Raw genomic sequence first — 22,590 nt, forward strand, 5'->3', positions numbered from 1 at the left:
AACCGTCAAGCTCAGCCGTAAATGCCCTGATTATGGTTTTTAACATAATTAACCCAAGACTAATGGGCCAAAAACACCGATAATTCACCCTTAATGACTCATTACCAATGACGCGACTTGGTCGATGGGCTGCTACAGACTCGCATATTTAGTGGAAATCATATTCAATGGAAATCAAAGTTAATTTTCTCGACAATCTTAGACTTGAAGCCAAGTTTGATGATTTTACCGTGACCGCCGATCAGCCAATCCGCTACAAAGGGGATGGTTCTGCCCCTAGTCCGTTTGACTATTTCTTAGCATCGTCAGCCCTGTGTGCGGCCTATTTCGTGAAGGTATATTGCAAAGCCCGTGATATTCCAACGGATAACATTAGACTGTCGCAGAACAATATTGTCGATCCAGAAGATCGCTACAACCAGATTTTCCAAATTCAAGTTGAGTTACCCGAAGATATTTCGGAGAAAGATCGCGAAGGTATTTTGCGCTCGATTGACCGTTGTACGGTTAAAAAAGTGGTGCAAACGGGTCCAGAATTTAAAATTGAAACCGTCGAGAACCTAGATTCAGACGCCAATGCCATGTTAATGGGCCAGCCTAATGGCGCATCGAGCACCTTTATTCTGGGTAAAGATCTGCCGCTGGAGCAAACCATTGCCAATATGACGGGCATGCTCGCCGATCTTGGAATGAAGATAGAGATCTCTTCATGGCGTAACATAGTGCCGAACGTGTGGTCACTGCACATTCGTGATGCCGCTTCGCCAATGTGTTTCACCAATGGTAAAGGCGCGACCAAAGAAAGCGCGCTGTGCTCGGCACTCGGCGAGTTTATTGAGCGTCTGAATAACAACTTTTTCTATAATGATCAATTCTTTGGGACTGAAATCGCCAATAGCGAATTTGTGCATTATCCCAATGAAAAGTGGTTTGCGTTAGAGGAAGACGATGCGCTGCCAGCGGGTATTCTCGATGACTATTGCTTAGAGATTTATAACCCAGACGACGAGCTGTGCGGCTCGCACTTGATTGATACTAACTCGGGTAATGTTAAGCGCGGCATTTGTGCGATTCCTTACACCCGTAAATCTGACGGTGAAACGGTTTACTTCCCGTCGAACCTGATTGAAAACTTATTCTTAAGCAATGGCATGAGTGCGGGTAATAACCTGCAAGAAGCCCATGTGCAGTGCTTGTCAGAGATTTTTGAGCGCGCTGTAAAACGCCAAATTATTGAGCAAGAAATTGTCCTGCCCGATGTGCCTATGTCTGTACTAGAAAAGTACCCAAGCATCCTCGCGGGCATTAACGGTTTAGAAGAGCAAGGTTTCCCAGTTGTGGTTAAAGATGCCTCACTCGGCGGCCAGTTCCCAGTGATGTGCGTCACCCTGATGAACCCGAAAACTGGCGGTGTATTCGCCTCCTTTGGCGCGCACCCAAGCTTTGAAGTGGCGTTAGAGCGCAGCCTAACTGAATTGCTGCAAGGCCGTAGTTTCGAAGGTTTAAACGATGTGCCAAAACCGACCTTTAACAGCATGGCGGTCAGCGAGCCAGAAAACTTTGTTGAGCACTTTATTGATTCAACAGGAGTGATTTCATGGCGCTTCTTTAGCAGTAAATTTGATTATGAATTTTGCGAATGGGATTTTTCTGGCACCAGCGAAGAAGAAGCCAGCGGCCTGTTTGGGATCTTAGAAGCGTTAGGTAAAGAGGTGTATATCGCCGAGTTTACCGATTTAGGCGCATCGGCGTGCCGTATTTTAGTTCCTGATTATTCGGAGATTTATCCAGTTGATGACTTGATTTGGGATAACACCAACAAGGCACTGGCGTACCGTGAAGATATCTTAAATCTGCATTCGTTAAGCACTAAGCAATTGGCTAATTTGGTCAACCGTTTAGAAGAAAGCCAACTCGATAACTACACGGATATTCGCACCTTAATCGGCATTGTATTCGATGAAAATACTGTGTGGGGAAAACTGACGATTATTGAGCTTAAGATCCTGATTTATTTGGCACTCGGTGCACACGAAGACGCGATTGAGCTGGTCGGTGAGTTCCTACAGTTTAACGACAATACCGTTAAACGTGGCCTGTTCTACCAAGCCATGAATGCTGTGCTGGAAGTGACCTTAGATGAAGAGTTAGAACTTGATGATTTTATCCATAACTTCAACCGTATGTTCGGTAAAGAAGTGATGGACAACGTCGTTGGCTCAGTCACAGGAAAAGTGCGTTTTTATGGCTTAACTAAGACCAGCATGCAGCTCGAAGGCATTGAGCCGCATTTAAGATTGATTGAAAGCTATAAGAAGTTGCATCAAGCCCGTAAAGCTGCGAAAGACCTGAATTAATTCTGTTATTTGGCATTAGCTTAATGTGTTTAAAAGCGAACCTTTTGGTTCGCTTTTTTGTTTGTTGCTCTTTTGATTCGCGCTTCTTATGAGCACTTGTGGCTATCACTTATTAAGGACGCTTGTTATTGCTATGTGTGGTTTGAAATGTTCAGTCCACTCAGGCTGTATTTGATATAACTCGATTTTTGCCGTTACGTTTAGCTTGATACAAGGCGGCATCGGCCCGCTTAAGCGTTTCTTCATAGGACTTATCCAATGGTTCGATAGAGGCGACTCCAATGCTTACGGTGGCAAACAAGCCATTGACCGCATATTTTTGCAGTTCAGTGTAAAAGCAATCGCAGAGGTATTCTGCAAATTCAACCGCTTGCGAATGCTCTACCCCAGGTAGGGCAATCACAAATTCATCGCCACCAAAACGATACGCGCTATCGGTTTTTCTAAATTGAGTTCGGCAGGTTTCGGCAACTGCGATGATGATTTGATCGCCTGCATAGTGACCCAACTGATCATTGATGGACTTTAAGTGGTCTAAATCGAGGATCAAGATTGAGGTGGGAATACGGTGGCGCTGAAATATATCGAATTGGAAGGTTAAATCACGTTCTAAGCGGCGACGGTTATACAGCCCTGTCAGCTGATCGGTATCGCTGAGCTGACGTAGTTGCAGTTCAAGCTCATGCCGCTTGGAAATATTACTGGCGACCCAAAGCACCACTGGCTCATCATCAACCAGAAAGTCTAGTGCTTGAATGCGTCCCTCAAACCAAATGGGTTGTTCAGGGCCTATATCGGGTAAGCCTTTGACATCTTTATTGCTCAATTCATATTCTTCGATCAGTAATTTTCGGCTGGTTAATGCACTTTCGATAACCTGTAAAAAGTAATTGAGTTTGTCAGCCTTTAACACATCGCTAAGATACAAGCCGATTAGGCCACTACCATCGTGGTAATAACGGTCATCTTTACCACCGAAGACGGCAATGTATTTACCACTTTTTGACAGAACAAAAGTAGGATCAGGAAGTGCATCAAGGACTAAAGCCATTTCTTCTATTTTGATCATCGATTAAAATCCCTGTGGAAAATCACCCAACCTTAAGTCCGCGTGTCCAAGTTATCATAGATAAACTACTCTTTGGCGCTTTAGCCGCGAATGCATCCTGCGAACTCATTACAATTTAGCCGCTTTTGTGGGTAACAACAAACCATAACAATATGCCGTACAATTTATTTGTCGTCGCGATTTTACCACGGCATCAGAGCGTTCGATGGCGCAGAGTTGTATCCCTGTTGAGGCTTAAAACCTAAGCCCTGCGATCGTATCGAGTCAGTCGTGATGTCTTGAACTTTAGCGTTTGTGCTTATGTTCAAAAAGCTTCATTGCAGTGCTTAGTGGACAGATGATTTTCGAGTAGAATCTAGGGCCTTAATTGTGGTTTTAATTTTACACAGGGATTTATAATGCATACTGCAGATGATTTTATTGAACATTTAGCGCTAGAGCAGCATGTTGAAGGCGGTTATTACCGCTCATCCTATCGTTCAGAAACGGCATTTGATCAGACTCGGGCATTATGGAGCAGTATCTATTTTTTGCTGCGTACGGGAGAGGTTTCCCATTTCCATCGTCTGACAGCTGATGAAATGTGGTATTTCCATGCGGGGCAATCGCTGACGATTTACATGATTGATCCTGATGGGGTGCTAACGACGGCGCAATTAGGGCTTAATTTAGCTGCGGGCGAGCGGCCACAGTTTTTAGTCCCTAAGGGCTGTATCTTTGGTTCAGCCATGAATCAAGATGGTTTTTCATTAGTGGGCTGTATGGTATCGCCCGGTTTTACCTTTGATGATTTTGAGCTGTTTAGCCAACAAACTTTGTTAGCCCAATATCCACAGCATAGTGACATCATCCAACGTCTGAGCCGTTAGGGAAGCGCCAAAGTCAGTTAAATTTAGCTAGTTGATTTGTTAAATGGTAACTTGGTTGACATTGCCTCATTCGGCTAAACCAAGGTCGCTCTGAGTCATTAAATTTGACTCAATAGTAAGATATCCCCACGACAAGGCTTGTCTATTGGCGTTTAACCACGTAAAACATGCTTTTTGGCGTACCTCTATGTACCAAGTGTTATGGAGTAATTGAATTTGGAACACTTAGTGTGGGAGCTCGATCCTGTATTAATCTCGTTTATGGGACTAAAAATACATTGGTATGGAGTCCTGTTTGCTGTTGCTATTATTGCTGGTTTTCAGGTGATGAAGCGGATTTATATCAAGGAAAATCTCGATCTTGAGTCCCTTGATAATTTACTGATTTATTGTGTGGTTGGCATTATTGTGGGTGCGCGTTTGGCCCATTGTATGTTCTACGATCCGACTTATTACTTTGCTCATCCGCTTAAGATCTTGGCGATTTGGGAAGGCGGACTTGCCAGCCACGGTGGTGGTTTAGGCGCGATTCTGGCCTTGTATTATTACCAACGTAAAGTGAAGCTACCCTTCCTGTTTTTGTTGGACAGACTCGCGATCGCCACCGCCATTTTTGGCTTTTTTGTGCGTATGGCAAACTTCGCCAACTCAGAAATTTTAGGCGATCCTACGACTCAACCTTGGGGCATTATATTTGCCCGTGTCGACATGTTGCCAAGACATCCAGCACAGCTCTATGAGGCTTTCGCTTATTTAGCTATCTTTATTGGTCTGTATGCTTTGTATCAATACACGCAGATTAAACAAAGACATGGGGCTATTTTCGGCCTGTTTCTGGTGTCGGTGTTTAGTGCGCGAATTGCGATTGAGTCGATTAAAGTTAGCCAAGCGGCTTACTCTGAAACTTTCTTAAGTGCGGGACAACTTCTGAGCTTACCGTTTTTAGCCGTAGGTATAGTCTTGTTGTTCTTAGCGTATCGAAAGAAAACCGTTTAAATCTGAATATCAAACGGTTAAAAAGGCTTTCTATCTAGATAGAAAGCCTTTTTTATGAATTAATCATCAAGTATGACGTTAGGCTGTCTTCACTATATTGGTCACCTGCACCATGGCATCCCGAGCGGAACGGCTCACGCCCGAGAGTTGGAAGAAACCATGGATGACGCCAAGATAACGACGGCAGTGGGCATTTACGCCAGCCTCTAATAGATTCCTAAATAGCTGTTCACCTTCATCGACGAGTGGATCGAATTCGGCGGTGATGATATGGGTTTCTGGTAAGCCTGCTAAGTCATCACGGCGTAGTGGACTGGCTTCTGCATCGGTTCTGGGGTGCCAATCTAAATACAGATCGAAACCTGTTAGCAAGGTATCGCGGGTGATGATGTATTTCTCGCCATTGTCGCTATAGCTTTGGCTCTTCGCGGTGGCATCGAGCATAGGATAGATAAGCACTTGTTTGTGTGGCAACCATTGCCCTTTGGCTTTTAAACGCAGGCAAGTGACTAGGGCTAAATGGCCGCCAGCGCTGTCGCCCATTAGGGTGATATTGGTGCTATCACCGCCCCATTGGTGGCAATGTTGATAGATGACTTCTGCTGCATGGCAGGCATCGTCGTGGGCAGCGGGATAAACATGTTCTGGGGCGAGGCGATAGCGAACGGCGATCACCAGTGCGCCAGAATCATTGGCGAGTTTTCGCAGTTGTTGATTGTGGGTTTCAACGCCGCCACTGACAAAACAGCCACCATGGTAGTAAATGACGATAGGTAAATTGTCTGCCGCCGAGGGTTTAAACAGAGTTAATTCTGCGCCATCGATGGAAATAGATCTAACCTCGAACACCTCTTCAGGCTCACCCGCGAGTACGGTACTGGCAATATAACCTTGCCTACGTTGCTCAATACTTTGCTCTCGCACTGATGGGCAACCCGCCGCGATAAACTCGCTAACCAATTGTTTAATTCCCTCTTCTAAATAGAGTTGGCTCATTTAATACTCCCTCAATTTTTAGTGCGCTCGGCTGTTCTGCAATGGGCTGAGTTTATCGGCAGCTTAATTGAATTGGTAGCCTAGATTCACACTCAGCCATGAGCTCTATCATGATTGCGGAAATTAACTTTGGTATTAACTTAGTAATGAATACGGTTGCAGTCGGCATCTTTTTGACTATTACAGATTGAGTTGTAGGGTATCTTGTAAGAAAATTACCAACTTAATTGACTGTCAGGCTTAATGCGGTTAAATGTCCGCCTGATTGTGCGTTCGATAGCACTTTGATGTCTATTTGTGAAAGTGGGTTTCAGTCTCTTGGCTAAAATATAGGTTGCCAAGATGCTGTTTGAGCGACACATTGAGCCAGCGACCACACTCGTTATTCGTTCTCTATTTGCAGGAATCTTTCGTGGCAAAAGCACCCAAAACATTGCAACAGCGTATGGGCATAGTTGCCCTGACGTGGCCGATTTTTATCGAGACCTTGCTGCAATCTCTGCTTGGGATCAGCGATATCTTTATGCTGAGCCATTATTCCGATAATGCGGTTGCCGCAGTGGGACTCACGACTCAGCTGATGTTCTTCATGATGGTCATGTCCATGATGGTGAGTACGGGCGCGAGTATTTTGATTAGCCAAAGCAATGGGGCAGGCCAACCGCAGCAGGCTATAGACATAGGCGTGGCGAGTGTCGTATTGAGTTTGGTATTAGCCTTGGTCATGGGTGCATCTATGTTCTTTGGTGCTAAGGGCATTATCGGCTTATTTGCGCTTGAGCACGATGTGGCTGGTTTTGGATATGACTATTTGGTGATTTGCGGCAGCTTGAGCATAGGGCTAGTGATGAACATTGCCTTCGCCGCTATTTTGCGTAGTTACGGTTTTACCCGCTCGGCCATGTTAGTCACCTCGAGCACAGGCTTAATGAACGTGATCGGTAATTATATTGCCCTGTATTCACCCTTTGGTTTACCTGTTTATGGGGTAACAGGGGTGGCGATATCGACAGTGACCAGCCAGATCATCGGTGCGTTTATCATGCTGATGGTGATCCGGCATAAGCAAATCCCGCTGCCACTACAACGACTTAAGCTTTTACCTCGCAGCACTTATTGGAGCGTGATGCGTATTGGCCTGCTCAATGCTGGCGAGATGTTGTCTTACAATGTGGCTCAGATGACCATCATCTACTTTATCAGCCAGATGGGCACTTTATCGCTCACGGCCTACACCTATGGCTTGAATATTAGCCGTTTTATCTATTGTTTTGCAGTCGCACTCGGGCAGGCGACGCAAATTCAGACCGGATACTATGTGGGTAAACAATGGTTCGATGAAATCACTACTCGGGTGCAGCGTTACTGTTTGGTGGGCTTTGTCGCTTCACTGACCATAGTATTAGTCTTCTACTGGCAGCGATTCGTTATTGTCGGCTGGTTGAGTGAAAACGAAGAAGTCATCCAACTAACAGCGTTATTGCTTGCGGGTTCTATCGCCCTTGAAACCGGACGAGTGTTTAATTTGGTGATTATCTCGGCGCTCAAGGGCGCGGGTGATGTGGCGTTCCCTGTGCGTATAGGTCTCTTTAGTATGTGGGGCATTGGCGTGTTATTGGCTTGGTTCTTTGGCTTGCATTTAGGTTATGGCGTGTTGGCTGCTTGGCTGGCCGTTGCGGCAGATGAGTGGGTGCGTGGATTGATTATGGTGCACCGTTGGCGCTCGGGTCGCTGGCAGCGTTTTACGCGTATTCCGCCAGTAACCCCAGCTTAAACCGCGCTGATATCAAAAGGTCAACGCTTATTGGTTGCCCCATTTGCCCGATTTCAGTAGTTCATTTTTAAATTGTAGATACCTTGGGTGCCCTTCATCGGTTTCGATTTCCATAGTGCTATAAGGGGCAAAAATAGCCCCTGGAATTTGGCATCCTCTAGTAAGAACGTCTTCTAATGAGGGCATAAAACATTCTTTAATCGGGTCAAAATGGATTTTATAACTGGCATAGCCGCGCGTAACAAATCTATCGGTTATGGTTTTGAATAGCTGTCCAAAAGGTGTGTCGAGCGTCTCCGGCGTGGAGTAATAAAAGCCTTGTCCGTACCAGTAAAGTAATAAGGCGGTACCCGCGTCACACAGTGGATGTTCGATAATCGCCCTGACCATGTTTGGGTCATGATCGTCCCAATTCAAGTTCCCCGCGACAAAATGCAATTCCTCCATACTTTGTAAGTCACTGATACAGGTGATTTGCGTTGCCGCTTTGCCAAAGTAGTTACTGTCTTGATGTAAAAAGTCGTAATCGGGATCGGCGAGTAATTTGGCGAGTTGTTGTTGATTGGCAAAACAGCCAAATTCTGCGCATTCATAGGCGCGAATAAATTGTTCTTGTGAGAGTAATTTAGCCAAGGGAATCCTTTCTTTTTATAGAACACACAGTTTATAAAAAAGACAGCGTCAGCCTTGCGTAGCAAAAGGCTGACATGGCAGAAAGGGAGCGTAAAACGTTACGCTTGCTGTTGCAGTAGGGTACGGCACAGCTTAATAAAGTCCGATGAAGTGACGATACCGAGTACCTTTTTATCGACATCGACGACGGGCAAGCAGCCGAGTTTGTTTTCAATAAAATATTCCACCACCACAGTTAAGGGCTCGTCGGCGGTTAGATGCTGATACTCTTTATCCATCACTGTCGTGATTGGCGTGTATCGCTCTTTACGTTCGAGCGCGCCTTGGCCGTATTTGTTTAGCATAGACATCACGCTGGCGATCATTTTTTTATGGGTGAGTACGCCAACGAGGGTGCCATCAATTTCAGAAATCACAGGTAAGTGGCGTACGCCACGGGTTTGCATCAGATGGTGGGCATCTTTCAAGCTGGCGCCATCGCTGATGCAGATGACTTGATCACTCATAATATCGCTGACTTTCATTGTTAAATTCCTTTTCTTGCCATTCTTAGGCGTGCATTTAACACGCTGCGTTAGCCTGCACCGATGTTAGCAGCTTCTCTGTAACCTACGCCAGTCCTGCACAAATAAAGTACGCTATCCAGTATAAGTGTTTGAATTGATAGATATCATAAAAGGCTGACAAAGATGTCACAAATATGTAACAGTGATATCTCACAATCGTGGTCTTATTAGACCTCATACCAGTGAAGCCTTATCTAACAAGGAATAATAATAATGAATCGTACCGTAACTCGTCGTGATTTTTTGGCTATGTCGGCCAAAGGTGTTGGTGTTGCTGTGATCTCTTACGGCTTGATGGGCTGTAGTGATAGTAATGATGATAATTCTGTACCCGCGCAATTTTTACATGGAATTGCCAGTGGCGATCCGGCAGTCGATGCCGTGATCCTCTGGACCCGTGTCACGCCTGAGTCTGAGGGCGATGTAAAAGTGAGTTGGCAAGTGGCAAGCGATGCGGCCTTTAGTCAATTAGTGACCACAGGTGAGACTGTCACTAATGCGAGCCGTGACTACACGGTTAAGATTGATGCCCGTGGTTTACGTGCCGGGCAAACCTACTTTTATCGCTTTATGACGGGTGATAAAACCTCAGTTGTGGGTAAAACCCGCACTCTGCCTGAGGGTGACGTTAGCTCAGTCAAATTAGCCGTGATGTCCTGTGCTAACTTTCCTGCCGGTTATTTTAACGTCTATGAGTTAGCGGCGGCGCAGGATGATTTAGATGCTGTGGTGCATTTAGGCGATTACATCTATGAATATGCCCGCGGTGGTTATGCCAGTGAGCATGCTGCCGAATTGGGGCGTGAAGTGTTACCCGCCAATGAGTTGCTGACGTTGAGTGATTACCGCACTCGCCATGGTCAGTACCATACCGATGCGAGTCTGCAAAAGTTACACGCGAAAGTGCCTTTTATTACAGTGTGGGATGATCATGAAGTGGCCAATGATACTTGGCGTGATAGTGCCGAGAATCACAACGAAGGCGAAGGGGATTTTGCCGTTCGTAAAGAAGCGGCACTACAAGCTTATTTCGAGTGGTTGCCGATTCGCCCATGGCGTGAAGGGAACCATGAAGAGATTTACCGCAGCTTCAGTTACGGCAATCTCATCGATCTGCATATGCTGGATACTCGCGTATTAGCCCGTGATAAACAGCTCGATTATGCCGATTATATGGATCCTACCACGGGCTCGTTTGCGGGAGATCGTTTCCTTGCTGATGTCACTTCGACCACTCGCACTATGCTGGGGCTGACGCAATTATTATGGCTACAGGGCACATTGCTACAGTCGACAGGCAAGTGGCAGGTACTGGGACAGCAGGTATTAATGGGTAAGATGTCATTGCCGGCGGCGATTGCCACTCAGCAGATGAGCATTCCCCAATTTGCCATGTTAGGGGCTTTAGCTAAGTTAGCGGCCCGTGCGGCGGCAAATGATCCCACGCTGACTGCCCAAGAGCTGCAATATCTTCAAGCCAATCAAGCTTTACTCACGCCAGAAGTTATCGCACTGCTGCAATTACCTGCAATCCCGTACAACTTAGATGCTTGGGATGGTTATGCCTATGAGCGTGAAGTGATTTTAGGTACGGCTAAATCGAAAAATCTCAATCTAGTTGTGATCGCGGGTGACACCCATAATGCATGGGCAAACGAGCTTAAAGACGTGAATGGCGATACCGTTGGGGTGGAGTTTGCGACCAGCTCAGTATCATCGCCAGGCCTTGAATATTATTTGAATCTCCCTGCGGAACAGATCCCCGCGACCGAGGCGGCAATCGTCGAGTTAGTGCCAGATCTTAAGTACGCTAACTTAAAAGACCGAGGCTTTATGACGCTCACCTTTACCGCTGATGAGGTGCGCAGCGACTGGCATTATGTGGATACCATTTTGTCGAAGGATTTCCAAGTTGCAACGGCCCGTGGTTATAGTGCTAAGACAAAAGTAGGCGAGCATGTGATTACGCCTATCGTTTAATGCGGTATTGTTCGCTTGTTTATCGGCCACCTTAGGGTGGCCTTTTTGTTGCTTTTGGCTTTAAAAGGCAAAATAAATGTCTGTTGTCACGCAAGTTCTTACTATTACTGCAGCACATCGCATTTTTTTGGTATAAAATTCGCTCCCAAAATTCGGCGGCTGCCTACACTTGCTAAGGCAAAGCTGTTCTAGTGTTTTGGGAACCTTTACCCGCCGAACAGACCTTACAGGGGTCATAAGCTTTTGCTTTAACGACCTAAGAATAAAATCAATGTGATGGGGACTGTGTCATGTCAGAAAAGTATTTTGTTACCGCGCAGCAATTGCTGGAAGATTCATTTTTATTAGCTTCGCAAGTGTATGAGAGTGGCTTTCGTCCGCAATTTATCGTGGGTATTTGGCGTGGCGGTGCTCCAATCGGGATCGCGGTACAGGAGTTTTTCGATTTTAAACAAGTTGAAACCGATCACATTGCCGTGCGTACCTCTTCTTATTATGGGATTGGCACCGACAAACAAAGCAAAGAAATCAAAGTTCATGGCCTGCATTACATCGTTGAAAATGCGAACGCGAGTGACGGTTTGTTGATTGTGGATGACGTGTTTGACTCTGGCCGTAGTATTCATGCATTAAAAGAAAAACTCAGCCAACTGATGCGCCTAAATATGCCAACCGATATCCGTATCGCTTGCCCTTATTACAAGCCAAAAAATACCGCAGTGCCTTTAAAACCCGACTATTACATTCATGCCTCTGAAGACTGGTTAGTTTTCCCGCACGAAGTTACAGGGTTAACGCCTGAAGAAATTGCCGAAGGTAAGGGCGATTTAAAGAATATCCAGCACCTGTTTAAATAGCTCGCGGCGAGATATAGATTATTTTCGTAATAAAAAAATGCGTTAACGATGAATCGTTAACGCATTTTTTGTTTTCTATATCGATGACTTATAAATCCATACAGTTAGCATAGTACGTCACTGTGGCTGGCCAGTCGGAGAACACTCCAATCACGCCGACATCTTTCGCCAGTACATCAAGTAATTCAAAGGTATCGCCTTCGTTATTTATCGCTTCGGTAATGCTTTGATAGTAAAAGCCGCCGCCATTTTTTAATAAACCAGAACGTTCTAGCGACCAAGTGATGATCTTAAGCCCTGCGCCTTTGGCGGCCTTAGCGTATTCCGAAGGAATGATCTTTTTGTCCGCATCTAAGGCGACTAATACCCAGAGTGGCGGCGCAATAATTTCGACGCCTTGGGTCTTTAAATCCGCCATTGATGGCGACCAAGTGGCAGAGTTCTGCGGATCAAAGGCGCTGTTATAATCGTATCTGTCATCGAGAAACACAGCTTGCTTCGCAAATTCAGGTGCGTTGGCGACCCAATATTTGATGTCATCCAAAATAAATGACTGGGGGAATACTTGCGAAACATCGACGCCCGCCGCCGTGTATTCATCCAACATTTTTTGCGCGTAATCCTGCTGAGTAAAACCATCGAAGGGCATAGATACGCTGGCGGCTTTTAGCTCAGGCGTCATCTTCACACCGGCTTTTTTAAACATTTCAATACTTTCAGCGTGGGTCATCAAGGTGCCATTGCCAGCATAAAGATCGGTGCGCCAGCTTGGGGTACCATTGATGAATTCGGCCGCAGTGGTCGCTTTCGGATTGTTGCCTTCCATCTTACCCTTGAGAGTTTTAAATTCGGCGAGGGTGATATCGCTAGTGCAACAGGTTGCCGATGCGCTGACGCCATTGGCGGGATCGGCAGGAGTGAATGGGCTCGAACATTTATTGGCAAGTTCGGGTATGGCTAAAATGTTGGTCGTGCTAGCAAGATCGCACTGTGAGTGGCGGCAAACTAAAGCTTTATCGGCGGTGAAGGTGACATCACATTCGACTATGCCTGCGCCCGAATCGATAGCCGCTTGGTAGGATTCCTTTGTATGCTCAGGGAATTTCATTGGCGCCCCACGGTGACCTATGGAAAATTCGCTGCGATAAAAATTGTCAGTGGTGCATTGTTCTAAGCGGGTTTTAAGTGTGCTGTCTTGCATTTGACGAACGAGGAATAAGGGTCTTTCTCCCACTTGAGCAGGAACGGGTTTGCTGGTGGGTGGCGTGACTGCGGCGTTATCATCGTCATTATTGCAACCGGCTAATAAAGCGCTCGTGGCAATTAACAGGCCGAGTGAGAGCGACGAAATAGGGCGTAGTTTCATCAGATTTACCTATGAGTAATGATGTAAATTATTAATATTAATCAGAAACTCTAAAGTGTTAATGTGACTGAAAAAGCCTACTTTTATGACATAAACAAGAATATATACCGTTTGCACGACGATTATCTAAGGCGTGTGTGTTTGCGCTAGCTCGCGATAAACATCCATAGATAGAGGATGAGCGGGATATATGCGCAGTGTTGTTTTAGACTTGAGCATTGACTCCACTGAGCGAGTCGATGAAACTGGCATGAATATTTTCATCTCGGCGATCTTTCTGGGCCGAAATCAAGTACACTGCGCTCCTTTTGTTTTATGATGAGCGTTTGGTTCGCTTGATAAGACAAACGTGACAAGCATCATTTAGGAAATAGAGCAGAATGAGCAAGGGCAAAAAATACGATTTTCGCGTGACACAGGGCGACAACGGTTGGAAAACTGAAATCACTCGTCGCATGACATCAACTAAAACAGTTGTGTCTAAGAGCCATGATGGCTTTGCGACTGAAGCCGAAGCGCAAGCTTGGGGCTTAACTGAATTACAAGTGTTTTTAGGCACGTTAACTGAGCGCAATAAACGTCGCTCAGAGAAACAAGCTAAAGCAAAATTAGCCGCAGCATTAGCGGCTGAAGCGGCTACTGATGCCGAAGATCTTGATGAAGATGATTTCGACGAAGAGTAACACTCATTCGTTTAACCTTGTCTTATCAAGCCAGTGTGATCGTAAGGGAGCGCATAACGGGTTCTGAAACGTTACTCTGGCGATGAACAGCAAAAGGCAGATCTTAAGATCTGCCTTTTGTGTTTTTGTCGCTCGCGAAACTGTGCATATCAATTCATTTCATTCTATTTCCTCGTTTATCTTCATACACACTGTTCGGCTGGACTGATCTGTTGATGCTGTCATTAGCTTGTTTTTATCGTATTTAGCCGGGATTACGTACTCTATACCATTAATAATTAACGATAACTATTATCATTTGATTTACTTAGATGCTGCTCTGTGCTCATATGTAAGGAATTCGAACGCACGTTTAACTTTATCAAGGTAAGGGAACTCCTATGAAACTACTTCAATCCAGTTTATTGCTGTGTTTGTCGGCTTCGGCAACCCTGAGTTATGGCCAAGCCTTAGATGGAGAGGCGTTACGCTTACTACAAGCGTCGCTAAAGGATTCGACTTTGGATGCACAAGCGCAGTTAACCAATACTAAGCGGGCATTGGCGTTAGATTTAAGCCATCAATATGCGCAGCTTGCGCCTATCTTACAGACTGAAATAAACCAGTATCAGTTAGCAGTGAATGCCGATGAGATTCTGTCCCAACATAGGCTCAATGATCATGTGATCACCCAAGCCGATGCATCAATTCGCCGAGTGAAGGGCTTAAGTGCCAAAGCAGATTCTCTGGTGCAAGTGCGTCTGGCGGATGAAACCATGTTAACCCCATGGCAGCAAGGTGAGTCTCCTTTATTTGCCTATGAGCCCGATGGTGACGAGAGTCAGTGGGATTATATTGAAGCCTTTGATATTCATGGGCAAGTGCATCAATTAGACGTGTATAACCTGCCGCAGCAGCCAGTGTTTGTGGTCGGTATCGATAGTAAAAAAGCCTTTGTGGCTGGCTTAGAGGTGATGCGGGCGACATTTGCCGAGGCGCAGTCAGCGAAAAAAGAGGGCGCGCTACTGAGCCGTGCGCAAACACAGGCGGTGGTAGATAAGCCGATTTCAACCACAGTGATCAAACAAATATCCTTGAAGGATGACCATGAGCCGTGGATTTCTGGTCGTGCCGAAATTTACGGCATAGTGACTGGGGTTGATCCAAGCCGTGAAGAGCCTGTGCTCGATATCGTCGAAATGCCCTATTTAGATTATGCGGATACGACCTATTATCCGAATCAAATCATCATACATTGGGAGCGTTATCGTTGGGCTGCTGCGGACATGATCTTAATGGAGCATGACGATGGTACTAACTATAAAGTGTTGGCCACTAAGCTGTTGGAAGCGGCGGAGCAGATCTTAAAGTCGATCCCCGATCCTGAAGCTCAGGGTTATGCGCTGATCCCGCAAATCACCAATGGTATTTTAAGTGTGATGCCGGATGCTTGGTTCACCAATGACGATGACTTTGTCGACGTGTATTACACCTTACAGGAAGGGGTTGAATATCCTAACTTGAACGGAGCTAACGGTAATGCGATGACGAGCTTTGCGCCATTAGTCATCCAACCAAGACCATGATGGATTAGTGCAATGGCTGAAATGTAAAAGCGGATCCTAAGATCCGCTTTTTTATTGGCTAACTTAAGGTGAGGCTAAGCCATTCCTTTAAGCTTTTAACTTGAAACTGCCTTGCATAATCGCCCAGTGACCTGGGAAGCTGCAGAAGAATTGGTAGGCTTCGGTGGCGCTCATACCGGCAGTGCTAAAGGTGATCGACGTTGATTCGCCACCGCCCACTAAATCTGTGTGTGCGATAACGCGCGTATCACCGGCTTTGACATAGGCTGCATCAGGACCGGCGCTCATGCCTTCAGTTGCTACTGCTGACATATCGGCTGCCTTAGTTAATACCCAGTTATGGCCCATGGCTGCTTTTGGCAAGGTGCCTGAGTGGGTTAAGGTTAAGGTCACTTCTTTACAGCTTGCAGGTACAGACAGCTCTTTAGTGTCAAATTGCATTGCATCAGTGGCGGCAATTTTCAGTTCACATTCGTTGGCACTCGCTTGGCTAGCGAATAATAATCCTAGGCCGATTAGGCTAGTGCTGGTCACGTTACGTAAAGCTGTGCTTTTTGCTTTCATCTGGTACTTCCTTATTTGAACAAGGGTAGCCGAGCCGTTTTGACTCGGACATGCACCTGCTAGCATAAGCAATCTTCATTAAATGGGAATGAAATCAGCGTGTAAATTATGTATATGCAACTTTAGGTTGAAAGCTTGCATCGTTATTGGCGGCAAAATTGTTAGCGGTAAACATAGGTGAGTACTTAGTTGGAGTGAACTAAGTACTCAGGAACTATTATTTATGTGTTTGATTTATAAATTATAATTTTTTGTTCTAACGCAGGGCGACTAACTTCGAACGTCTTACGTTTTTAGTACGAAAGCTCCTGTCGATAGGGAATCGCACGTTGTGCGCCTGGGCGAGTGACAGTAATGGCACTGGCTGCATTGGCAAATCCCACGGCTGCAGCAATCGACATGCCCTCGCTTAAGCCCACAACTAAGGCGCCATTGAAGGTATCCCCTGCGGCGACAGTGTCTATGGCCTGCACTTCAAACGCAGGTATTAGCCCATTAAAACCTGGGCTGCTGATAAATGCGCCACGGCTACCTAAGGTAATGACCACAATCTTTACTCCCTGCTGGTGGAGAAGTTGCGCTGCCATGTGTGCATCATCAATATGGTTGATCTCAACTCCCGTTAAGGCTTCTGCTTCGGTTTCATTGGGGGTAATAATATCTACCCACTTGAGTACATCTTGGCCAAGTGCCGTCGCTGGAGCAGGATTTAGTACAGTCGTCACGCCAAGATTCTTGGCTATTTGCAGCGCCTTTGCCACTGTGGCAGCGGGCGTTTCCAATTGTGTTAACAAGTACTCCGCATTAGCAAACAGAGCGTAATGAGCTTCTAAGTCATCGGGTGAAAGGCTGGCGTTGGCACCTGCGGCAACGCCAATCGTATTCTCACCGTTATCACCGATAAAAATCATGGCAGTGCCTGTGCTCAGTCCGGCTATTTGGCGGATCCCTTCCGCACTGATGCCATCTTTCATCCAGCTTTGACGCATATCATCGCCGATACTGTCTTGGCCGAGATGGCAGATAAAATCAGTGCGTGAACCTGATTTGGCTAAGCGCGCGCAGGCGACGGCTTGATTGGCCCCTTTACCGCCCTGTTCGAGGCGATAATCTCGGCTCATTAAGGTTTGCCCTGCAGCGGGCAGGTACTCAAATTTCATCACATGATCGGCATTTGCACTGCCGATAACGAGTATCTGGCTCATAGAAGACTCACTGTCATTTTTATCTGCGATTGAGATAAGTTGCATCATAGACGCGTAAACTGTCTACCAGTAAATCGACAAAGCCTTGCCTATCGATCCCAAACAGCACAGTCGCATTGGCGGCTTTACCTGTTAGCTGATAGCGATCGACCACTGTCATGCCTAAGGTCAACTCACTTTGGGTTTCAATACTTACCCAGCAATCTTGCGCCTCAAATAGCTCAGGTTTAAGCAACCAAGCGATAGTGCAGGGGTCGTGCAATGGCGCACCAATAAAGCCCCATTTAGGATCTCTGTGGTAAATCATAAAGAAATCCAATAATTCGGCGACGCACTGAGCAATTGGATTTTGAATCGCGCGAATGCGTTCTATGTCTTCATCCATGATTTGTGCCTGATGAGTCACATCGAGCCCACACATAGTGATGGGAATACCGGATTTAAAGACAATATCGGCGGCTTCGGGGTCGACAAAAATATTAAACTCGGCGGCTGGGGTCCAATTACCGACACCGGCTGCACCGCCCATTAGCACTATGCGTTCGATCTTGGCGTGTAATTCGCTATGACTCGCCAGTAAAAGGGCGATGTTAGTCAGCGGCCCTGTGGGAATTAAGGTTACTGGCTGATGACTTTGGCGAATTTGCTGCGCCATTAATTCAACTGCGGTAATGGCTTGAGGACTAAAACTTGGATTAGGCAATGCAGGGCCGTCGAGTCCGGTTTCACCATGGACATTGTCGGCAATGATTAATTCGCGGGCTAATGGCTTGGCGGCGCCGCCAGCGACAGGAATATCACTGCGATTTAATAAGGTTAAGATCCGCAGGGCATTATTGAGCGTTTTATCCGGCGTTTGGTTGCCGGCACTAGTGGTGACGGCCAGTGGAACCAGCTCTGGATGGGCGAGAGCTAAAATGAGCGCAATGGCGTCGTCATGGCCGGGATCGCAATCCAGAATAATAGGGCGAGTCATACTGTTACTCCTTTAAACAGCGGTGATGGGGGCTTAGAATAGCATGCCATCAGTTAGGCGCTAGCCTGTGTAGGGGACTTGCAGAGTAAACTGTGAGCATTTTCGTCTTTTTATCAACAAGCTGCTAGAATTCTGCCCATTTTTGACATTAGGCGATGTTAGGTCAATCCATTCTCGCTCTGTCCGCTGCACAACATTGAATGACATCTCCAAGCAAATATAAGGAAATAAGTAATGCTCACTCATCGAATCACTTGGCCTAAGGTTTTACTCGTGGGCATGGTTGCCATGCAGATCTCTGGCTGTAGCGATCCTCAACCTATGGCCGTTGTGGAAAGTAATAACGAGTCATTGCTACAGTTTGATAACGGTAAACTCATCCAATTTAAGGAAAATCCGAGTCCACAGTATCGCCATATTCCTTGTGATTTACCCGCAGTCGAGACTGTGGTCACCAACAGTTCGGCCTTTGCGGCGTTAACAAAATCCGGTGAGGTGATCATTTGGGGTGACAGTTATGCTGGCGGTGATAGCCGCGAGGTGACGGAGCAGCTTAAGCGAGTTAAGCAAATCGTCCCAGTTAAGGACGGGTTTGCCGCGCTACGTCAAGATGGCACTGTGGTGTACTGGGGCAATGCGGGGAAATATAGCCTCGACAAAGCCCTACAAAACCGCATGACCAATATTACCAAGTTGTTCGCCAATCAAGAGGCCATTGCCGCCCTTGATGCCAATGGCAAGGTGCATACTTGGGGTTATGGCCCCTACGGCGGCAATAGCTTACATGTGCAGGATCAATTAGTTGATGTTGTCGATATCTTTGCCAGAGGACGCAGTTTTGTCGCCCTCAAAAAAGAAGGTAGCGCGGTGATTTGGGGGCAGGTTGAAGAGTCGACCAACATGAAAAAGTTACTCCCGCAGCTTACGGATGTGGCGAAGATCGAATATTTTCAACACACCTATGCCGCCTTGAAAAAGGACGGCACTGTGGTGAGTTGGGGTTGGCGCAGTGATGCTTACTCGATCCGCAGCGCCTTAAAGGATGTGGCGAGTATGACGGCAAACAATTGTGCCTTTGCGATTTTAAGTCCTACGGGGGATGCGCATTTTTGGGGCGATGGGATTAACTGTGGTGTCGATTGGATTAAAAAAACCGATATCACAGGGGTAAAAGAGATTATTAGCATTGGCTCAGGCTTTTTATTACTGCGGGATAAGGCCGTGCCGCAAATAGTGGCCGACGATACTGATTACGCTCATATGTTTGGGTTTCACTATGCCCAAGAGATTCTTGATAAATATTGGCAGGAAGGCAGCATCATTACCCAAGGGCCTGCCTCCTTTCTGTTTACGCGTCCCGATGGCAAAGTGGTGCCTGTTGGTTATCGCGCCAACCGTGAAAATGTGGAGAAGTTGATTGCACGTATTCCGCGCCTTACTTGGTTAGATGGCGCAAATGACGGTTATGTTGGCATCAGCGAAAAGGGGGAGATGGTCTCTTGGTCGATGAATTTGCCCATGTTCGACAAGTCGCCAGTGCAACCTGCTGACTCGTTAGTGATTAAACCGCTGGATTTTACCCCCGTTGCCCAATGTGAAACCCCTGAGCAGCGTCAGGCGATTTTGAGCAAAGATAGACCAAAACCTGCGGCAAAAAACTGGGATGGCGTTTTCTAGCTCATGTGAGTTTTCTCGCTAATCTGAGATTAATGGACTTTCATCCGTATAGACGTCTATAATGCGCGCGCTCAGGTCTGATATGCCCTGAGCCTTGTTGGGCGTTAACAGGTTGTACGCCCTTTGAACCTAATTTTGAGTCAACCTTCTGTGGTGCTTGCGATGATAGTGTCGTGAGATAATCGGGAAGCCAGTGAAATTCTGGCACTGCCCCCGCAACGGTAAAAGGTGAGAGAAGACCGCGTTTGATTGGTGTGTTCAAGACTGAACCCGAAAGTCAGAATGTGAAAGGTCAGTCTCGCGTTAATCTAACTTTTAATGGATTAACATAGCCTAAGTCCGGAGACCGGCCCTAAAGGTGTTTTTGAGATTTCGGTGGGCAGATCTCAAAATGCGATAATCACCGTCAGTATTTACGACTGAATTAACGGTATCGTGGCGTCAATGCCCCGTTTTCCTTGCAGGAGTTAAAGGTAAAATGGGAACAAATCCAACAAAAATCGCGCTGCTGATCGGCAGCCTTTGCAGTTTTTCAATTATCGCGCCCGTTATGGCGGCTGACGATACCAGCACAGCTAAAGTCGACGAGCATCTTGTCGTGATCGGCCGCTCTGATAAGACCCCGTTAAATATTGCCGCCAATGTGAATGTGATTGATGCCGCTGCGATTGAAATGAGCGGCGCGACTAATTTGACCGACGTCTTACGTGGTCAAAGCGGTATTCAAATTTCGGATAACAATATTGGAACTAGCTTTGCGATGCGCGGTTTTAGCGCCAGCACTGCCGTTAATAACACGCTGATTTTACTTGATGGTCGTCGTCTCAATAATATCGATATCGCCGCACCTAGCCTTAATGCCATTCCGCTTAATCAAGTGGATCGTATTGAAATTTTATCGGGTAGTGCAGGTGTACTTTATGGCGATCAAGCCGTGGGCGGGGTGATTAATATTGTCACTAAGTCCCCTGAAAATACTGGCGGCAGCGTGCAGTTATCTGGTGGTAGCTTTGATACCTATGAAGGTCGTGGTGATGTGTCTGGCGCGATCAACAAAGATTGGCGTTACTTTTTCACCGGTAGTTACAACCAAGGTGACAACTATCGCCAGCATAATGCCAACGAAACCGGCTCTATTCTTGGCCGCATTCAATATAAAACAGCCACAGACTCGTTCTTTGTTGAAACCAGCTACTACGATAACGATCGTGAAAATCCGGGCTCGCTTACTGAAAAGCAATTTAAAGACGATCCCCGTGCTTCATCAAATAAGGTAGAGTATGCCCACGAGATGACCACTGCGGCGCGAACGGGTTACCAGCATCAGCTTAATCAAAACTGGGCGCTGGCGGCGGATTTAGATTACAGCGATACCTTAGTGTCTTCTCTTAATTGGGGGGCGAACAGCCATAACACACGCTCACTGTTAATGTTTAGCCCTAAAGCGTTAGCGAATTACAGTACGCGTCAAGGCGAGCTAAACCTAGTGACTGGCTTAGATATCAGCCGTGGTAAGGCTGATTTTGACACTATGGCGCGCAGTAATGTGCAGCAAATGCAAAGCGCCTATCTACAAGCTACAGTGCCTTTAAGCCATACTTTAAGTTACGTTGTGGGTGGCCGTTATGCGCGTGTGACCGACGAGTTAGTCGATGGCAATGTCTATCCTAATGGCATGGATTTAGACGAAAATGCCCACGTATTCGAACTGGGTTTAAATTACCGCCCAACTGCGGAGCACAGACTCTATGTGCGCGCTGATGATAACTTCCGTTTTGCCAAAGTGGATGAGCAAGCTTATACATCGCCGGGCGTATTTGGCTTAAAGCCGCAAACAGGCCGTTCCTATGAGGCGGGTTGGGATTGGGCTGTCGCTAGTCAAACCCTACGAGTCAGCCTATATCGTCTCGATTTAGAGGATGAAATTGTTTATGACTCGAGTGCAGTTAAACCCATAGGTGGAAATTTCAACGGTGCAAACGTCAATGCCGACGCTTCTCGTCGTTATGGCGCGGGTGCCGATTGGGATTGGCAGATCACTAAAGCGCTGCAGTTAGGGCTGGAATATAACTATACCGACGCCGAATTTACCGATGGTGCTAACGATGGCAAAGAGCTGTCTTGGGTGGCAAAACACACGGGACGCGGTTATGTCAGCATGGATTTTGCTGAGCATTTCCAAGTATTTGCCGAAGCTATCTACACGGGTGATCGTTTTATCGAAGGCGATAACGCTAATCAAGGTGATAAGCTAGCAAGTTACGTGCTTGGTAATTTAGCCTTGAATTATAATCGTGATGCTTGGCTTGCCAGTCTGCGTATCGATAATGTATTCGATAAAGATTATGTTAGCGCAGGCTATTATGGTGGTGGAACATATAATGGTTATTACTCAGGTCGAGGCCGTGATATTCGTTTCACTGTGGGCTACCGCTTCTAAATATTAATGAGCTATCT

At 46.4% G+C, this 22,590-nt stretch carries 18 protein-coding genes and 1 riboswitch; of the genes, 10 read left to right on the plus strand and 8 right to left on the minus strand.

Annotated elements, in window-relative coordinates:
* Positions 1-167: 167 nt before the first annotated feature.
* Entirely contained in the window at positions 168-2,357 is a 2,190-nt protein-coding gene (locus KFE26_RS03770; protein WP_212599702.1) for an OsmC domain/YcaO domain-containing protein, read from the plus strand.
* A gap of 160 nt (positions 2,358-2,517) precedes the next feature.
* On the opposite strand, the gene KFE26_RS03775 is transcribed toward KFE26_RS03770, so the two are convergent.
* A complete protein-coding gene (locus KFE26_RS03775; protein ID WP_131523762.1) occupies positions 2,518-3,426 on the minus strand; it encodes a GGDEF domain-containing protein in 909 nt (302 codons plus the stop codon).
* A 398-nt stretch (positions 3,427-3,824) separates the two neighbouring features.
* Here KFE26_RS03775 and KFE26_RS03780 point away from each other — a divergent pair, with 398 nt between their 5' ends.
* Both KFE26_RS03780 and lgt read left to right on the plus strand, forming a co-directional pair.
* The gene (locus tag KFE26_RS03780; protein ID WP_173242850.1) at positions 3,825-4,295 is read left to right on the plus strand and encodes a cupin domain-containing protein; all 471 of its coding nucleotides are present in this window, start codon (positions 3,825-3,827) and stop codon (positions 4,293-4,295) included.
* A gap of 216 nt (positions 4,296-4,511) precedes the next feature.
* Complete coding sequence (lgt, locus tag KFE26_RS03785; protein WP_212599703.1) at positions 4,512-5,291, plus strand: prolipoprotein diacylglyceryl transferase; 780 nt, start codon at positions 4,512-4,514, stop codon at positions 5,289-5,291.
* 78 nt (positions 5,292-5,369) lie between these two features.
* Here lgt and KFE26_RS03790 read toward each other — a convergent pair whose 3' ends face one another.
* Positions 5,370-6,287 (minus strand): alpha/beta hydrolase, encoded by a 918-nt coding sequence (locus KFE26_RS03790; protein WP_212599704.1) that lies wholly within the window; start codon positions 6,285-6,287, stop codon positions 5,370-5,372.
* A 412-nt stretch (positions 6,288-6,699) separates the two neighbouring features.
* Here KFE26_RS03790 and KFE26_RS03795 point away from each other — a divergent pair, with 412 nt between their 5' ends.
* Positions 6,700-8,061 (plus strand): MATE family efflux transporter, encoded by a 1,362-nt coding sequence (locus tag KFE26_RS03795; protein WP_212599705.1) that lies wholly within the window; start codon positions 6,700-6,702, stop codon positions 8,059-8,061.
* Positions 8,062-8,088: 27 nt separating this feature from the next.
* Here KFE26_RS03795 and KFE26_RS03800 read toward each other — a convergent pair whose 3' ends face one another.
* Complete coding sequence (locus KFE26_RS03800; protein WP_212599706.1) at positions 8,089-8,694, minus strand: DUF4274 domain-containing protein; 606 nt, start codon at positions 8,692-8,694, stop codon at positions 8,089-8,091.
* A gap of 98 nt (positions 8,695-8,792) precedes the next feature.
* Entirely contained in the window at positions 8,793-9,218 is a 426-nt protein-coding gene (locus tag KFE26_RS03805; protein WP_212599707.1) for an HPP family protein, read from the minus strand.
* A 255-nt stretch (positions 9,219-9,473) separates the two neighbouring features.
* On the opposite strand from KFE26_RS03805, the gene KFE26_RS03810 reads away from it, so the two are divergent.
* Together KFE26_RS03810 and KFE26_RS03815 are read left to right on the plus strand one after the other, a co-directional pair.
* Positions 9,474-11,240 (plus strand): alkaline phosphatase, encoded by a 1,767-nt coding sequence (locus KFE26_RS03810; RefSeq protein ID WP_212599708.1) that lies wholly within the window; start codon positions 9,474-9,476, stop codon positions 11,238-11,240.
* A gap of 290 nt (positions 11,241-11,530) precedes the next feature.
* Positions 11,531-12,097: a phosphoribosyltransferase gene (locus KFE26_RS03815; RefSeq protein WP_028759331.1), complete on the plus strand. Its 567-nt coding sequence runs from the start codon at positions 11,531-11,533 to the stop codon at positions 12,095-12,097.
* 88 nt (positions 12,098-12,185) lie between these two features.
* Here KFE26_RS03815 and KFE26_RS03820 read toward each other — a convergent pair whose 3' ends face one another.
* Complete coding sequence (locus KFE26_RS03820) at positions 12,186-13,463, minus strand: glycerophosphodiester phosphodiesterase family protein (RefSeq protein WP_212599709.1); 1,278 nt, start codon at positions 13,461-13,463, stop codon at positions 12,186-12,188.
* Between the two features lie 380 nt (positions 13,464-13,843).
* Here KFE26_RS03820 and KFE26_RS03825 point away from each other — a divergent pair, with 380 nt between their 5' ends.
* A complete protein-coding gene (locus tag KFE26_RS03825; protein ID WP_105250177.1) occupies positions 13,844-14,146 on the plus strand; it encodes a DUF3622 domain-containing protein in 303 nt (100 codons plus the stop codon).
* 380 nt (positions 14,147-14,526) lie between these two features.
* Complete coding sequence (locus tag KFE26_RS03830; protein WP_212599710.1) at positions 14,527-15,711, plus strand: DUF3103 domain-containing protein; 1,185 nt, start codon at positions 14,527-14,529, stop codon at positions 15,709-15,711.
* Between the two features lie 87 nt (positions 15,712-15,798).
* On the opposite strand, the gene azu is transcribed toward KFE26_RS03830, so the two are convergent.
* From azu to rihA, 3 genes are all read right to left on the minus strand, one after another.
* A complete protein-coding gene (gene azu, locus KFE26_RS03835) occupies positions 15,799-16,275 on the minus strand; it encodes an azurin (protein WP_028759449.1) in 477 nt (158 codons plus the stop codon).
* 293 nt (positions 16,276-16,568) lie between these two features.
* Positions 16,569-17,480: a ribokinase gene (rbsK, locus tag KFE26_RS03840; protein ID WP_071940046.1), complete on the minus strand. Its 912-nt coding sequence runs from the start codon at positions 17,478-17,480 to the stop codon at positions 16,569-16,571.
* A gap of 19 nt (positions 17,481-17,499) precedes the next feature.
* Positions 17,500-18,456: a pyrimidine-specific ribonucleoside hydrolase RihA gene (gene rihA / locus KFE26_RS03845; RefSeq protein WP_212599711.1), complete on the minus strand. Its 957-nt coding sequence runs from the start codon at positions 18,454-18,456 to the stop codon at positions 17,500-17,502.
* Positions 18,457-18,690: 234 nt separating this feature from the next.
* Between rihA and KFE26_RS03850 the strand changes: the two genes are divergently transcribed.
* Together KFE26_RS03850 and KFE26_RS03855 are read left to right on the plus strand one after the other, a co-directional pair.
* The gene (locus tag KFE26_RS03850; protein WP_212599712.1) at positions 18,691-20,133 is read left to right on the plus strand and encodes a hypothetical protein; all 1,443 of its coding nucleotides are present in this window, start codon (positions 18,691-18,693) and stop codon (positions 20,131-20,133) included.
* Positions 20,134-20,267: 134 nt separating this feature from the next.
* Positions 20,268-20,503: riboswitch (cobalamin riboswitch) on the plus strand.
* Between the two features lie 108 nt (positions 20,504-20,611).
* Positions 20,612-22,573 (plus strand): TonB-dependent receptor, encoded by a 1,962-nt coding sequence (locus KFE26_RS03855; RefSeq protein WP_212599713.1) that lies wholly within the window; start codon positions 20,612-20,614, stop codon positions 22,571-22,573.
* The last annotated feature ends 17 nt before the right edge of the window (positions 22,574-22,590 follow it).

It is taken from the genome of Shewanella sp. M16 (assembly GCF_018224605.1).
GTDB classification, from domain to species: Bacteria; Pseudomonadota; Gammaproteobacteria; order Enterobacterales; family Shewanellaceae; genus Shewanella; species Shewanella oncorhynchi.

Excerpts from the sequence above, each read along its gene's own strand:
- rbsK (WP_071940046.1), bottom strand. The coding sequence starts at position 17,480 with ATGAGCCAGATACTCGTTATCGGCAGTGCAAATGCCGATCATGTGATG.
- KFE26_RS03815 (WP_028759331.1), top strand. The coding sequence starts at position 11,531 with ATGTCAGAAAAGTATTTTGTTACCGCGCAGCAATTGCTGGAAGATTCA.
- azu (WP_028759449.1), bottom strand. The coding sequence starts at position 16,275 with ATGAAAGCAAAAAGCACAGCTTTACGTAACGTGACCAGCACTAGCCTA.
- KFE26_RS03775 (WP_131523762.1), bottom strand. The coding sequence starts at position 3,426 with ATGATCAAAATAGAAGAAATGGCTTTAGTCCTTGATGCACTTCCTGAT.
- KFE26_RS03850 (WP_212599712.1), top strand. The coding sequence starts at position 18,691 with ATGCTCACTCATCGAATCACTTGGCCTAAGGTTTTACTCGTGGGCATG.
- KFE26_RS03825 (WP_105250177.1), top strand. The coding sequence starts at position 13,844 with ATGAGCAAGGGCAAAAAATACGATTTTCGCGTGACACAGGGCGACAAC.
- KFE26_RS03805 (WP_212599707.1), bottom strand. The coding sequence starts at position 9,218 with ATGAAAGTCAGCGATATTATGAGTGATCAAGTCATCTGCATCAGCGAT.
- KFE26_RS03770 (WP_212599702.1), top strand. The coding sequence starts at position 168 with ATGGAAATCAAAGTTAATTTTCTCGACAATCTTAGACTTGAAGCCAAG.
- KFE26_RS03780 (WP_173242850.1), top strand. The coding sequence starts at position 3,825 with ATGCATACTGCAGATGATTTTATTGAACATTTAGCGCTAGAGCAGCAT.
- KFE26_RS03830 (WP_212599710.1), top strand. The coding sequence starts at position 14,527 with ATGAAACTACTTCAATCCAGTTTATTGCTGTGTTTGTCGGCTTCGGCA.
- KFE26_RS03790 (WP_212599704.1), bottom strand. The coding sequence starts at position 6,287 with ATGAGCCAACTCTATTTAGAAGAGGGAATTAAACAATTGGTTAGCGAG.
- rihA (WP_212599711.1), bottom strand. The coding sequence starts at position 18,456 with ATGACTCGCCCTATTATTCTGGATTGCGATCCCGGCCATGACGACGCC.
- KFE26_RS03820 (WP_212599709.1), bottom strand. The coding sequence starts at position 13,463 with ATGAAACTACGCCCTATTTCGTCGCTCTCACTCGGCCTGTTAATTGCC.
- KFE26_RS03855 (WP_212599713.1), top strand. The coding sequence starts at position 20,612 with ATGGGAACAAATCCAACAAAAATCGCGCTGCTGATCGGCAGCCTTTGC.
- KFE26_RS03810 (WP_212599708.1), top strand. The coding sequence starts at position 9,474 with ATGAATCGTACCGTAACTCGTCGTGATTTTTTGGCTATGTCGGCCAAA.